At 71.8% G+C, this 13879-nt stretch carries 13 protein-coding genes; 5 read left to right on the forward strand and 8 right to left on the reverse strand.

Features of this window, described 5'->3' with window-relative positions:
- Positions 1-30: 30 nt before the first annotated feature.
- Entirely contained in the window at positions 31-936 is a 906-nt protein-coding gene (locus NOO62_RS32150; RefSeq protein ID WP_268774301.1) for a HipA family kinase, read from the forward strand.
- A gap of 24 nt (positions 937-960) precedes the next feature.
- Here the strand turns inward: NOO62_RS32150 and NOO62_RS32155 are convergent, their stop codons facing one another.
- The 6 genes from NOO62_RS32155 to NOO62_RS32180 all read right to left on the reverse strand — a co-directional run bounded on the left by NOO62_RS32155 (position 961) and on the right by NOO62_RS32180 (position 7414).
- On the reverse strand, positions 961-1602 hold the full coding sequence (locus NOO62_RS32155) for a fasciclin domain-containing protein (RefSeq protein WP_268774302.1): 642 nt from the start codon (positions 1600-1602) through the stop codon (positions 961-963).
- A 60-nt stretch (positions 1603-1662) separates the two neighbouring features.
- Complete coding sequence (locus tag NOO62_RS32160; protein ID WP_268774303.1) at positions 1663-3258, reverse strand: sulfite oxidase; 1596 nt, start codon at positions 3256-3258, stop codon at positions 1663-1665.
- Positions 3259-3327: 69 nt separating this feature from the next.
- Complete coding sequence (locus NOO62_RS32165) at positions 3328-4104, reverse strand: anti-sigma factor (RefSeq protein WP_268774304.1); 777 nt, start codon at positions 4102-4104, stop codon at positions 3328-3330.
- Positions 4101-4685 (reverse strand): ECF RNA polymerase sigma factor SigK, encoded by a 585-nt coding sequence (gene sigK, locus NOO62_RS32170; protein WP_268774305.1) that lies wholly within the window; start codon positions 4683-4685, stop codon positions 4101-4103. The genes NOO62_RS32165 and sigK overlap by 4 nt, the downstream gene beginning before the upstream one ends.
- 187 nt (positions 4686-4872) lie before the next feature.
- Entirely contained in the window at positions 4873-6492 is a 1620-nt protein-coding gene (gene aceB, locus NOO62_RS32175) for a malate synthase A (RefSeq protein ID WP_268774306.1), read from the reverse strand.
- Between the two features lie 226 nt (positions 6493-6718).
- Entirely contained in the window at positions 6719-7414 is a 696-nt protein-coding gene (locus NOO62_RS32180) for an NTP transferase domain-containing protein (RefSeq protein WP_268774307.1), read from the reverse strand.
- Between the two features lie 174 nt (positions 7415-7588).
- Between NOO62_RS32180 and NOO62_RS32185 the strand changes: the two genes are divergently transcribed.
- A complete protein-coding gene (locus NOO62_RS32185; protein WP_268774308.1) occupies positions 7589-7876 on the forward strand; it encodes a DUF5955 family protein in 288 nt (95 codons plus the stop codon).
- Positions 7877-7929: 53 nt separating this feature from the next.
- On the opposite strand, the gene NOO62_RS32190 is transcribed toward NOO62_RS32185, so the two are convergent.
- Positions 7930-9402 carry a PLP-dependent aminotransferase family protein gene (locus NOO62_RS32190; RefSeq protein WP_268774309.1) on the reverse strand — a complete coding sequence of 491 codons (1473 nt, stop codon included), beginning with the start codon at positions 9400-9402 and terminating at the stop codon, positions 7930-7932.
- Between the two features lie 101 nt (positions 9403-9503).
- Here NOO62_RS32190 and NOO62_RS32195 point away from each other — a divergent pair, with 101 nt between their 5' ends.
- Complete coding sequence (locus NOO62_RS32195; RefSeq protein ID WP_268774310.1) at positions 9504-10004, forward strand: universal stress protein; 501 nt, start codon at positions 9504-9506, stop codon at positions 10002-10004.
- Between the two features lie 106 nt (positions 10005-10110).
- Here NOO62_RS32195 and NOO62_RS32200 read toward each other — a convergent pair whose 3' ends face one another.
- A complete protein-coding gene (locus tag NOO62_RS32200; protein WP_268774311.1) occupies positions 10111-10926 on the reverse strand; it encodes an IclR family transcriptional regulator in 816 nt (271 codons plus the stop codon).
- A 451-nt stretch (positions 10927-11377) separates the two neighbouring features.
- On the opposite strand from NOO62_RS32200, the gene allB reads away from it, so the two are divergent.
- Positions 11378-12706 carry an allantoinase AllB gene (gene allB / locus NOO62_RS32205; protein ID WP_268775881.1) on the forward strand — a complete coding sequence of 443 codons (1329 nt, stop codon included), beginning with the start codon at positions 11378-11380 and terminating at the stop codon, positions 12704-12706.
- Between the two features lie 4 nt (positions 12707-12710).
- On the forward strand, positions 12711-13841 hold the full coding sequence (alc, locus tag NOO62_RS32210) for an allantoicase (protein ID WP_268774312.1): 1131 nt from the start codon (positions 12711-12713) through the stop codon (positions 13839-13841).
- Positions 13842-13879: the final 38 nt, after the last annotated feature.

Consider the following 13879-nt stretch of genomic DNA (forward strand, 5'->3'; position numbering starts at 1 on the left):
CGCACCGGCCTCGGGCATACAGTGGCCGGTGTGCTGCGTGAAGTGACTGCTGTCCGGTATGTGAACCCGCTGCGGACCGGCGGGTCCGTGCCCGGTGTCGTCGAGGCCGACGACCTCGGTACGTACGTCGTCAAGTTCACCGGATCCGCCCAGGGCCGCAAGGCGCTCGTCGCCGAGATCATCGTCGGCGAGCTCGCGCGCCGCCTCGGCCTGCGCTTCCCCGAGCTGGTCCTGGTCCACTTCGACCCGGCGGTCGGCGCCGACGAACCGCACCAGGAGGTCCAGGACCTGCTGCGAGCCAGCGCAGGCCTCAACCTCGGCATGGACCTGCTGCCGGGCGCCGCGGACTTCACACCGGAGGCGATCGACGTCGACCCGCTGGAGGCGGGCAAGGTCGTCTGGCTCGACGCCCTCACCGCCAACGTCGACCGCACGGTGCACAGTTCGAACCTGATGATCTGGCCCACGTTCGGCGTGCACGAGCCGAAGCTGTGGCTCATCGACCACGGCGCCGCGCTCGTCTTCCACCACCGCTGGGGCGCCTCCGCCCCCGACAAGGAGTACGACTTCCGGCACCACGCCCTCGGTTCGTACGGCCCGGACATGGCGGCCGCCGACGCCCAACTGGCGCCCCTCGTCACCGAGGACGTCCTCCGCGAGATCGTCGCCCTCGTCCCCGACGCGTGGCTCGCCGACGAGCCGGGCTTCGACTCGCCGGACGCGGTGCGCGAGGCGTACGTGGGGCACCTCCTGGCCCGTGCCCGCGCATCGGCGGCCTGGCTGCCCACGGGCTTCCCCTCCCGCGACGAACTGGCCGCCGCCGACGCCCGGCGCGCCGCCGCCACCGAGAAGGGCCGGCCCGCCTGGCTGAAGCGCGTCCCCGATCTGCACGGGAAGCCCGCGGCCCAGCAGGACTGGTCGACCCATCTCGGATGATGACAGCTCCGACAGGAGCCGGTCTCAGCCCTTCGGCATCAGGACCGTGTCGATGATGTGCACGTCGGCGTTGGCCGTCCGGACGTTGCCGCAGACGACGTTCGCCGAGTCGTTCACCTGGTACGACTCCCCCGAACCGGACGTCGTGAGCTTCGACTTCTCCAGCGTCTCGTAGGAGCCGCTCTTCAGGTCCTCGGGCGCCAGCCGCTGGCCGACCACGTGGTACGTGAGGATCTTGGTGAGCTGGGCCTTGTCGTTGAGGACCTTGTCCAGGTCGGCCTTGGGGATCTTCGCGAAGGCGTCGTTCGTCGGCGCGAAGACGGTGATGTCCTTGGCGTTGTTCAACGTGTCGACCAGGCCGGCCTTCTTGACCGCGGTCACCAGCGTGGACAGGTCGGGGTTGTTCGACGCGGCCGTGGCCACGGGGTCCTTCGCCATGCCGGCGAAGCTGCCCTTGCCGTCCTCGGGCACGGACGAACAGGCGGGCCCGAACGGCTCCGTCATCGATCCCATCGCCTCGGACGGTTCGGCCGACGCGCTCTTGGAGGGGCTGTCAGCGGCGCTGTCCGAGCTGCCGTCCGAGCAGGCCGCCAGAGCGAGGGGGAGGATCGCGGCCGAGGCTACGGCGATGGCGGCGCGGCGGACACGGGGGGCTGTGGTGTTCATGACTTCTCCCAAGAGACGAGTGGGCGTACCTGTGCATGGAGCGTGCTGCGCTGTCCTGGGTCAGGTGACGGTGACCACCACCGAATGTCGGCCGCTCGCCCCGTCGGGGCTCGTGCGGGTTCGTGACGCCGTCTGGACGGCGCCCGTACGGTCGGTCGCCCGCACCGTGAGGGTGTGACTGCCCGGAGCGGCCTGCCAGCGAAAGGACCACTGACGCCAGGTGTCCCGGGTGTCCTCGGCGGCCAGATCGGCCGTCCGCCACGGGCCGTCGTCGACGCGCACCTCGACCTTGTCGATGCCGCGGTGCTGCGCCCACGCCACCCCGGCGACCATCACCGTGCCCGCCTTCGGCCTGGCGAACGGCTTGGGGGTGTCGATCCGGGACTGGGTCTTGATCGGGGCCTTGGCGGCCCAGGCGCGCCGTACCCAGTAGGGGTCGTACGCGTCGAACGTCGTGAGCTCGATGTCCTCGATCCACTTGCAGGCGGAGACGTATCCGTACAGCCCCGGCACCACCATGCGGACGGGGAACCCGTGCTCGAACGGCAGCGGTTCGCCGTTCATGCCGAGCGCGAGCAGCGCGTCGCGGCCGTCCATCACGTCGTCCACGGGCGTACCGATGGTCATGCCGTCCACGGACCGGGCGACCAGCTGGTCCGCCGGACCGCCGCGGGCCGGAGGCACGACTCCGCACTCGGCGAGCACGTCCGCGAGCCGCACGCCGATCCAGCGGGCGTTGCCCACGTACGGACCGCCGACCTCGTTGGACACGCACGCCAACGTGATGTCCCGCTCGATCAGTTCGCGCCGCAGCAGGTCCTGGAAGGAAACGGTCGTCTCGCGCGCGACACCCTTGCCGTGGATCCGCAGCCGCCAGGTGTCGGCGTCCACCTTGGGCACGAGCAGCGCGGTGTCCACCCGGTAGAAGTCCCCGGCGGGCGTGAGGAACGGGCTGAGGCCCGGCACGCGCAGCCGTGCGCCCTTGGGGACGGCGGAGGCGGGTGAGGCGGGGGCGGGCAGCACGATGCCTTCGCGGGAGGCGATGGCGTTCTTGCCGCGCGAGGCGTTGAACGACCTGCCCAGCGCGCCGACGCCCGCCGACGCGGCGGCGGCCGCGGTGGCGGCGATCAGGAACCCGCGCCGGTCCCACCCGGTGCCGCCCGTATCCACTGTGTCGCCGTCGGAGTCGGGGGTGAGACGGCCCGCGAGCGCGTACAGCAGCGCCGCACCGGCCACGGCACCCACCAGAGAGGGCAGCGCGTCCACGAGGCCGGACGAATCCGGCCGGGACACGGCGGCCAGCGCGCCGACCACCCCGAAGAGCAGCACGCCCGCGGCGCCGATCCTGCGGTGGCGCAGGGCGAGGAGCCCCAGAGCGACGGCCAGGAGCGCGAGCACCGCGACGATGCCGGACTGCAGCACGAGCTTGTCGTCGGTGCCGAACTCCCGGATCGCCCAGTCCTTGACGGACGCGGGGGTACGGTCGATCGCCGCGCCGCCGACCGCGACGACCGGTCCGGCCTCGGGACGCACGGCGGAGGACAGCAGCTCGGCCGTGGCGAGGGCGGCGAACCCTGCCAGCAGCCCGCTCAGCGCACCGCCCGCGGCACGCCCCGGGTCGATGCGCGGTTTCCGGCGGTTCCGTTCTGTCGTCACACGGGGTATCCGAGGCCGACGGCCGCGCGGATTGGTGGCTTCCCCGTCCGTTTCAAAGAGCGGACGAGATCAGACGGGCAACTCCATCAACGCCACGGGGGAGGAGGTCGGCTCGTCCGAACCGCCCGCCGGTTCCACCGTGATGCCCATGCCGGTCGCCTTCCCGATCCCGCCCCGCATGAGGACCGTCGCCGCGGACCTGTCGGGGTCCATGAGACCGGCCGAGCGCATGGCTCCGCCGTCGTCGAACCAGAGTTGGTAGACCTTGCCCTTGGGGGGCCGTGCCATGCCGTCGGCGACGAACACGGCCCTGTCGAGGCTCTTGGACACGACGACGGTGCCCCGTGCCCCGTCCGCGAGCCCCCCGGTTCGGGTCCTGGCGTCCGGGGCGGCGAGCACGGCGGCGAGCTCCCGCGACTGTTCCCGGGTCTGCTCCTGCGCCTGCCGCACCTGGTCGCGCGCGTCCTCCGCGCGCTGGTGCTGCCAGACCGCGGTGCCGCCGAGGCCGACGGCGGCGGCGACGCAGGCGGCGAGGGCCCACCGGTACACGCCGTGTGTCCGGCGCGGTGCAGGGCCGCCAGGGACGGCCTCCATCTCACGCGGGACGTCCGGAACGTCCTGGCGGACGGTGCCGATCCGCCGAAGCACCTCGTCCTTCAGGGCGGGACGCGGCGCGACGGCCGAGGCGAGGGCCAGGCGTGCGACGGTCGCGGTCAGCTCCCGTACCTCCTGGTCGCAGGACGGGCAGAGTACGAGGTGCTCCTCGAACTGGGCGCGTTCGGCGTCGTCCAGGGCGTCGGCGGCGTAGGCGCCGGTCAGGGTGTGCAGGTCGGCCGCGCTGTTCACGCGCTCACCCCCAGGCAGTCGCGCAGCCGGATGAGTCCGTCGCGCAGGCGGGTCTTGACGGTGCCCAAGGGGAGGGCGAGGAGCTCGGCGACCTGGCGGTAGGTCAGGCCGCGGTAGTAGGCGAGGGTCACGGACTGGCGCTGCACCTCGGTGAGGCCACGCAGACACCGGCGTACCTGTTCACGCTCCAGATGCGCCTCGACCTCCTCGCTGACCTCGTCGAACGCGGGGGTGCGGGCGAGCTGCGCGGCCTTGCGGTCACGGGCCGCGGCCGCCTCCGCGGAGCGGACCCGGTCCACGGCGCGCCGGTGCGCGAGCGTGAGCACCCAGGTCATCGCGGTACCGCGATCGGGCCGGTACCGGGGCGCGGTGCGCCACACCTCGACCAGGACGTCCTGGGTGACCTCCTCGGACTGGGCGTGGTCGCGCAGCACTCCGCGCACGACCCCGAGGACGGGGCCCGCCACGGCCTCGTAGACACCGGTGAACGCCTGCTGATCACCGCGGGCGACCCGGGCGAGCAACTCCTGCAGATCGGGCCCGGCCGCCGACCGTGACCCGATGCGGACGACTTCATTCACGCGCAGACCCTCCAGGGCGCAGACCGACGTACACCTCTGATACGTAGCGGACGGCGCCCCGGATTGGTCAATCGTCCCGCCGAAACCCGGCGAACCTCTCCGTGACGTCACGACCGCCCACCGCACGACCGAGCCCCCGGCGCTGTGCGGTGCCGGGGGCTCGGTCGTGCGGTGCGGGGGTGTGCGGTCAGCGGAGCTGCTCGTACGCCGGGAGGGTCAGGAAGTCCGCGTAGTCCGCGTCCAGGGAGACCTGGAGGAGGAGGTCGTGGGCCTGCTGCCACTTGCCGGAGGTGAACGCCTCGTCGCCGATCTCCTTGCGGATCGCGGCGAGTTCGTCGGCGGCGACCTTGCGGGCCAGGTCGGCCGTGGCCGTCTCGCCCGTCTCGAAGACGACGCCCGCGTTGATCCACTGCCAGATCTGGGAGCGGGAGATCTCGGCGGTGGCGGCGTCCTCCATGAGGTTGAAGATGGCGACGGCGCCGAGGCCGCGCAGCCACGCCTCGATGTAGCGGATGCCGACCTGGACGGCGTTGACCAAGCCGTCGTAGGTGGGCTTCGCGTCGAGGGAGTCGATGGCGATCAGGTCGCCGGGCGCGACCGAGACGTCCTCGCGCAGGCGGTCCTTCTGGTTCGGCTTGTCGCCGAGCACCGCGTCGAAGGACTTCATGGCGATCGGGACCAGGTCGGGGTGGGCCACCCACGAGCCGTCGAAGCCGTCGCCGGCCTCACGGTCCTTGTCGTTCGCGACCTTCTCGAACGCGACCTTGTTGACCTCCGCGTCCTTGCGGGACGGGATGAACGCGGCCATGCCGCCGATCGCGTGCGCGCCGCGCTTGTGGCAGGTGCGGACGAGGAGTTCGGTGTACGCCCGCATGAACGGCGCGGTCATCGTCACCAGGTTGCGGTCCGGCAGGACGAACTTCGAGCCGCCGTCACGGAAGTTCTTGACGATGGAGAAGAGGTAGTCCCAGCGGCCCGCGTTCAGCCCGGAAGCGTGGTCGCGCAGCTCGTAGAGGATCTCCTCCATCTGGTACGCGGCCGTGATCGTCTCGATGAGGACCGTGGCGCGGACCGTGCCCTGCGGGATGCCGACGTAGTCCTGCGCGAAGACGAAGATGTCGTTCCAGAGGCGGGCCTCCAGGTACGACTCCGTCTTCGGGAGGTAGAAGTACGGGCCCTTGCCGAGCTCGATGAGGCGCTTGGCGTTGTGGAAGAAGTACAGGCCGAAGTCGACCAGCGCGCCGGGAACGGCCTTGCCCTCGACCTGGAGGTGACGCTCGTCCAGGTGCCAGCCGCGCGGACGCATGACGACCGTCGCGAGCTCGTCGGCGCCCTTGAGGGCGTACGACTTGCCGGTGCGCTCGTCGGTGAAGTCGATGCGGCGCTCGTAGGCGTCCGTGAGGTTGAGCTGGCCGAGGATGACGTTCTCCCAGGTGGGAGCGGAGGCGTCCTCGAAGTCGGCGAGCCAGACCTTCGCGCCCGAGTTGAGGGCGTTGATGGTCATCTTGCGGTCGGTGGGGCCCGTGATCTCCACGCGGCGGTCGTTCAGCGCGGCCGGGGCCGGCGCGACTTTCCAGGAGTCGTCCTCGCGGACCGCGGCGGTCTCCGGGAGGAAGTCCAGGGTGGAGGTGCGGGCGATCTCTGCACGGCGCTCGGCACGCCGGGCGAGGAGCTCGTCACGCCGGGGCGTGAACAGCCGGTGCAGCTCGGCCACAAAGGCGAGGGCCGCGTCGGTGAGCACCTCTTCCTGCCGGGGCAGGGGCTCTGCGTCGACGATGGCCAGCGGCGACGGCGCTAGTGCGGACATGTCCTGTCACTTCCTTCAGAGAGCTGCACGGACGGTGCCGGGTGAGCCGCCGGGCAGACACGGTGGCACTGGGTGCCACAGGAGCCGAGGTACGGCTTTGGGGCCCCGTCCGAGGTAACGGGCCTTCTGGTCAGTGGATACTAGTTTCCTTATGGTGGAAGTTCAATGGTTTGTTGACGTCGAGATTCTTCTCGTCGACACAACGTGTCGCTGAGTGCCATGCCGGTCACTCCACGTGCGCCGGGCCTCCTGGGGTGCCGGAGGCCGGGGTTCCGGGGGCGGGCGGCAGGCCGGTACCCGGGTTCAGGCGCATCAGATCCTGCGGCGTGTCGATGTCGTACGCCTCCGCCACATCCCCGCACTCCACGAGCGTGATCTCGCCCACGTGCTCCCGCAAGTAATCGCGTGCCCCGCGGTCGCCGACCGCACTCGCCCCGATCCCCGCCCAGTGGCCGCTCCCGAACAGGACCGGATGGCCCCGCACCCCGTCGTACGCGGCCGCCGCCAGCGTCGCCGGTGAGCGGTACGCGGCCCGTACCCGCGTCGTCGCCGCGACGCCGATCCCCGGCTGGTCGACCAGGGAGACCAGCGCGGCGGCCGCGCCGGTGCTCGCGAGCGAGGCGAGACCGGCGCGCAGTGACGAGCCCATGCCCTCCTCCCACTCCGGGTTGTCGACCAGTACGCAGCCGGGCAGCGAGGCCCGCGCGCGCACGGCGTCGGCGGACGCGCCGAGGACCACGTGCACCCGCGCGCACCCCGCCTCGCGCAGCACCCGCACGGCGTGCTCCACGAGCGGCCGGCCCCCGTGCTCGAGCAGCGCCTTGGGCCGTCCCCCGAGGCGCCGTCCGCCCCCCGCGGCGAGCAGCAGCCCGACGACCTCGCCCGCCCCGTCAACCTGCGTGTTCATCGGTTCCGTCGTCATGACTCCTGGATACACGAGATGTCCGCGACACCCGCCGCCGCCCGCGTACGCGAAAGTGGCGCACCCCGTCCCGGGAACGGTTTACTGACCCGCGGCCCCCTGGTGTCCGACCAGCAACCGGGGAACCGAGGAATTGTGGTGCGGAGCGTGGAGCAGAGACAAGGGCCAGGGCAAGTGGCAGGGAGCGACGAAGACCCGCGGGTGGCGGAACTGTGCGCGGCCGTGGCGCGGCTGCGCCGGGAGCTCGCCGCCCACCCGGCCGAGTTCACCGACCGGGGCATCGCCGAGGACGAGCTGGCCGCGCTGGCGGAGATGGCGTACGGCGGCGCCCCCGAGATCCCCAGGATGCGCAGGTCCCTCCTGCTCGTGGCCGGTGCGATCGGCTCGGTCAGCGCACTGGCGGCAGGCCTGGCGGCGGTGCGGACGGCCGTGGAGATATTCGGGGAGCCGGGCGGGCGGTAGGGGTGGGGAATCGGTTCTGCGGCCACTTCGGCCCGGTTGCGGTCTCCTCGGGGTCAAGCCACCCAGTGCCTGCGGCCCACCTCGTCGCCCGCCGCGGGGCGCAGGTCGCCCGACATCGCCGTCACCAGTCGGCGTACCGCCAGCTCCGAGAGGTCCGCGGGGAGCGTGTACGGGATGCGGAGCCGGTGTTCGTGCGTCCCCGGATCCGCGCCGAACCGTGAACCGCCCTCGATCCGTACGCCCTGCGCGAGCACCGCGCGGGCCAGCGCGGACGCGATCGGGCGGCCCACATCCACCCAGAGCGAGAGCCCGCCCGGTGACGTCTGCCAGCGCCACTCCGGCACGTGACGGGTCAGTGACGCGGCGAGCGCGTCCCGCTGCGCCCGCAGCCGCGGCAGCCGCTCGCGCAGTACGTCGTCCATGCCGCGCAGCAGATGGAGCGCCACGAGCTGCTCGATGACCGGTGTCGACATGTCGTTCGGCACGCGCTTCGTCGCCAGCTCGGTGATCAGCCGGGACCCGGCCCGCACCCACCCGATCCGCAGCCCGCCCCAGTGCGTCTTGCTCAACGACCCGACGGTGACGACCTGTTCGCCCGCACCGTGCGGCGCCAGCGAGGCGAAGGGGGCGGGCGGCGGCACGTCCAGCGCGATGTCCGCGATGGTCTCGTCGATCAGCAGCCACGTGCCGGTGGCGCGGGCGGTCTCCAGGATGCGTACGCGCTGCTCGCGCGGCATCAGGGCGCCCGTCGGATTCTGGAAGTCCGGTACGAGGTACGCGAGACGCGGCGCCGCCTGCCGCAGCGACGACTCGACGAGGTCCGCGTCCCACCCCTCCTCCGACACGGGGACGGGGACGGCGCGCAGGCCCGCGCCGCGGATCGCGTCCAGGGCGTTCGGGTACGAGGGGTTCTCGACCAGGACGCGGTCGCCCGGCCTGCCGAGCAGGGCGAGGGTCAGGGACAGCGCGTGCTGGGCGCCGGTGGTGATGAGGATCTGGTCGGGGAGGGTGGGCAGGCCGCGCCGTGTGAAACGGTCGGCGACGGCGGTCCTCAACTCCGGTATGCCATACGGGTGGTAGCCCGGTGTCGGCGCGTGCTCGGCCAGCATGGTGCCCGCGGCGGCGAGGGCGGCCCCGAGCTCGGCCTCCGGGGCGCCCGGCGCGGCGACGGCCAGGTCCAGGACGCCGTCGCCCGCGGGGAAGGCGGCGACGCTGGACGGCCGCTGTCCCTGCGGCAGCTCGGTCCAGGTACCGGCGCCGCGCCGGCTCATGGCGTACCCGCCCTCGCGCAGCACGTCGTACGCCGCCGTGACCGTGGCCCGGCTGACGGCCAGCGCCGACGCCAGCTCGCGTTCGGCGGGGAGCCGGGTGTGCAGGGGGATGCGGCCGTCGAGGAGCAGCGTGCGCACTCCGGCCGCCAGCGCGCGGTAGCCGGGGCGTACGCCGACGGTGCCGGTCAGGAGCTGGACGAGCTGACGGCTGCCGAGCCTTCTGTCCACGGTGTGGACCACACGTGCGTCTGCCATGCCAACTCCTGCCGATTGGACCTGCTGTCCAGGCCAATCAGCGTACAGACTGCGGATCACAGCACTTCGGTCGGCATTTGGCCTGGGGAAGGAGCACGACGATGGCAGGGCGGGAAGCGGTGGTGGTCGGGGTCAGCGGTTCGCTCGCGAGCCTCGCGGCGCTGCGGGCGGGGGCGGAGCAGGCGCGGCGCGGGGGGCGTGTACTGGTGGCCGTCCTGGCCTGGGAACCGCCCGAGGGCGAGGGGCTCTACCTGCGCCATCCCGACGCGGCGTGGGCGCGTCACTGGTACGCGGAGGCGCGGGCCCGCCTGGACCGCGCCTTCGACGAGGTCTTCGGCGGCGCACCGCCCGGCGTCGTCTCCGAGCGCCGCGTGATCCGTGGCCGCGCCGGTCGAGTCCTCTGCGACCTGGCCACGCACCCCGACGCGCTCCTGGTCATCGGTGCGCGCCCCCGCAAACACCACATCCCCCGGACCCACCGCTACGTCCACACGCACGCGCGGTGTGCGGTCCTCACGGCCCCGGCACCCCCGCCCCCCAAGGGCATGCGCCGCACCCTCCGAAGAATGACCCCAGCAGACTTCGCCCTGGCCAACCACTGAACCCACCCCGTGGCCCTGCCACGGGCCGTTGCCGCACTCACCGTGCAGGTAGTTAGTCGGGTGAGTGGGTGGGTGGGGGGTGGGTGGGAAAAGAACCGCCCAAGGCTCAGGAGCCAGGCGTCGCACTGGCCAGCGCCGCCGAAAGTTCCACCGCCACCTGCTGCAGCACCGGCACGATCTTGTCCGTGGCCGCCTCCGTCACCCGGCCCGCGGGGCCGGAGATGGAGATCGCCGCGGCCGTGGGGGAGTCGGGCACCGGCACGGCCAGGCACCGGACGCCGATCTCCTGCTCGTTGTCGTCCACCGCGTACCCCGTGCGACGCACGTCGTCGAGCGCGGCGAGGAAACCCTCGGGCGTGGTGATCGTCTTCTCCGTGGCGGCCGGCATCCCCGTGCGGGCGAGCAGTGCCCGTACGTCGTCCGGCGACGCGTGCGCGAGGAGCGCCTTGCCGACACCCGTGGAGTGCGGCAGGACCCGCCGGCCGACCTCCGTGAACATCCGCATGGAGTGCTTGGACGGCACCTGCGCGACGTACACGATCTCGTCGCCGTCGAGCAGCGCCATGTTCGCCGTCTCGCCGGTCTCCTCGACGAGCCGGGCGAGGTAGGGACGGGCCCACGTGCCGAGCAGCCGGGACGCGGATTCGCCGAGGCGGATCAGGCGCGGGCCGAGCGAGTAGCGGCGGTTGGCCTGCTGACGCACGTACCCGCAGGCGACCAGCGTGCGCATGAGGCGGTGGATCGTGGGCAGCGGCAGGCCGCTGCTGGCGGAGAGTTCGCTGAGGCCGACCTCGCCCCCCGCGTCCGCCATCCGCTCGAGGAGGTCGAAGGCACGCTCGAGGGACTGGACACCACCGCTCGCGGCAGGGGTCTTGGAGGCGGCGATTTCCGCAGGGGCGTCGCTGGCGCTTGACGTCGGCACGGCGCGTTCCTTTCGGTGCTGGCGGGCAAGGAAGCAGCCTACCGGTCGGTTCTTCACGAGGGCTCTTGCTCGGCATGCCGTCGTCGCCGGTCAGGGGGCGTTTGTCCGTGTCTTCGCGGGGTTGTCCCGCGATCCCCCGGCGCCCTCGTTGTGCGTAGCTACGTTCTGGCAGGCGGAATTCTAATTCCACGTTGTGGAAACGTCCAGTCCGGGGGCGTCCCGGAGGTCGTGGGCAAGCCCACCCTTGACGTCGCGAGAGCAAGCGTGAAAACTCCTTCAACAGAACGTTGAATTCCGTTAAGCGGAAGCAAAAGGTCTGTGTAGCGGAACAGAAGAAAGAAGAAAGGGGACGCGGGTGTCCGAAAAGGACGTACACGTGGACGCGACGGCCGGTGCGGCTGCGGTGGGTGCGACGGACGCAGCGGACGCGAAGGATGCGGCGGGCGCGACCGTGGAACTGGTGCTCCGCTCGACCCGCGTCATCACCCCGGAAGGCACCCGGGCCGCCTCGGTCGCCGTCTCCGCCGGAAAGATCGTCGCCGTCGACGCGTACGACGCCGAAGTACCGGACGGCGCACGCCTGGAGGACCTCGGCGACGACACCCTGCTCCCCGGCCTCGTCGACACGCACGTCCACGTGAACGACCCGGGCCGCACGGAGTGGGAGGGCTTCTGGACCGCCACCCGCGCCGCGGCCGCAGGCGGCATCACCACCCTCGTCGACATGCCCCTCAACTCCCTGCCGCCGACGACGACCGTGGACAACCTGCGCACCAAGCAGGACGTGGCCCGCACCAAGGCGCACATCGACGTCGGCTTCTGGGGCGGCGCCCTGCCCGACAACGTCCAGGATCTCAAGCCGCTGCACGACGCCGGCGTCTACGGATTCAAGTGCTTCCTGTCGCCCTCGGGCGTCGACGAGTTCCCCGAGCTGAACCAGGACCAGCTCACCGCCTCCATGGCCGAGATCGCCGGGTTCGGGGGGCTCCTGATCGTGCACGCGGAGGACCCGCACGAGTTGGACGCCGCCCCGCACAAGAGCGGCCCCAAGTACGCGGACTACCTCCAGACCCGGCCCCGTATCTCCGAGGACACCGCGATCGAGGGGCTCATCGCCGTCGCCAAGCGGCTCGGCGCCCGCGTGCACGTCCTGCACCTGTCCTCATCCGACGCACTGCCGCTCGTCGCCGCCGCCAAGCGCGAGGGCGTCGAGCTGACCGTCGAGACCTGCCCGCACTACCTCACCCTGACCGCCGAGGAAGTCCCCGACGGCGCCAGCGAGTTCAAGTGCTGTCCGCCCATCCGTGAGGCCGGCAACCAGGACCTGCTGTGGGAGGCGCTCGCGGACGGCACCATCGACTGCGTCGTCACGGACCACTCACCCTCCACCGCAGACCTCAAGACCGACGATTTCGCGACCGCGTGGGGCGGCATCTCCGGGCTCCAGCTGAGCCTGCCCGCCGTCTGGACCGAGGCCAGGAAGCGCGGTCACTCCCTCGAGGACGTGGTGCGCTGGATGTCCACGCGCACCGCACAACTGGTCGGACTCGACCAGAAGGGCGCCATCGAGGCCGGCCGCGACGCCGACTTCGCGGTCCTCGCGCCCGACGAGACCTTCACCGTGGACCCCGCGGAGCTGCAGCACCGGAACCGGGTCACGGCGTACGCGGGCAAGACCCTCAGCGGCGTCGTGAAGTCCACCTGGCTGCGCGGCGAACGCATCCTGCACGGCGGCGAGTTCAGCGAACCCGCAGGCCGGCTTCTGGAAAGGAACAACTGAAACAGTGACGGCGCAGCACATATCCCCCGTGGCCACCTTCACCGGCGACGCGAGCCCCTACGGCGGCGGCGAGCCCTACGCCGACTACCGCACGGCCGACTTCCCCTTCACCCAGTACGCCAACCTCGCCGACCGGCAGCTCGGTGCCGGTGTGATCGCCGCCAACGACGAGTTCTTCGCGATGCGCGAGAACCTGCTGCTGGCGCACCCGGCCGTGTTCGACCCCGAGCACTTCGGCCACAAGGGCAAGGTCATGGACGGCTGGGAGACCCGCCGCCGCCGCGGTGTCTCGGGCGAGCACCCGTGGCCCACCGAGGACGACCACGACTGGGCGCTCGTGCGGCTCGGCGCGCCCGGCGTCGTCCGCGGCATCGTCATCGACACCGCCCACTTCCGCGGCAACTACCCGCAGGCCGTCTCCGTGGAGGGCACCAGCGTCGACGGTTCGCCGACGCCCGAGGAGCTCTGCGCCGACGACGTGAAGTGGACGACCCTCGTCCCGCGCACGCCCGTCGGCGGCCACGCCGCCAACGGCTTCGCCGTCGACGTCGAGCAGCGCTTCACGCACCTGCGCGTCAACCAGCACCCGGACGGCGGCATCGCCCGTCTGCGGGTGTACGGAGAGGTCGTCGCCGACCCCAAGTGGCTCGCCGCGCTCGGCACGTTCGACGTCGTCGCCCTGGAGAACGGCGGCCAGGTCGAGGACGCGTCCGACCGCTTCTACTCCCCGGCCACCAACACCATCCAGCCTGGCCGCTCCCGCAAGATGGACGACGGCTGGGAGACCCGCCGCCGCCGCGACACCGGCAACGACTGGATCCGCTACCAGCTCGTCCAGCAGTCCGAGATCCGCGTCGTCGAGATCGACACCGCCTACCTCAAGGGCAACTCGGCGGGCTGGGCGGCCCTTTCGGTGCGCGACGGCGAGTCGGGCGAATGGGTCGAGGCGCTGCCCCGCACCCGCCTGCAGCCCGACACCAACCACCGCTTCGTACTGGACGCACCGGTCGTCGGTACGCACGTCCGCATCGACATCTTCCCGGACGGCGGCATCTCCCGCCTGCGCCTGTTCGGTTCGCTGACCGAGGACGGCGCGGCCAGGCTGGCGGCCCGCCACCAGGAGCTGGGCGGCTGATCCGCCCCCGTTGAACGTGGGGCGCGCCGGGTGGACAG

The organism is Streptomyces sp. Je 1-369 (assembly GCF_026810505.1).
Taxonomy (GTDB): domain Bacteria; phylum Actinomycetota; class Actinomycetes; order Streptomycetales; family Streptomycetaceae; genus Streptomyces.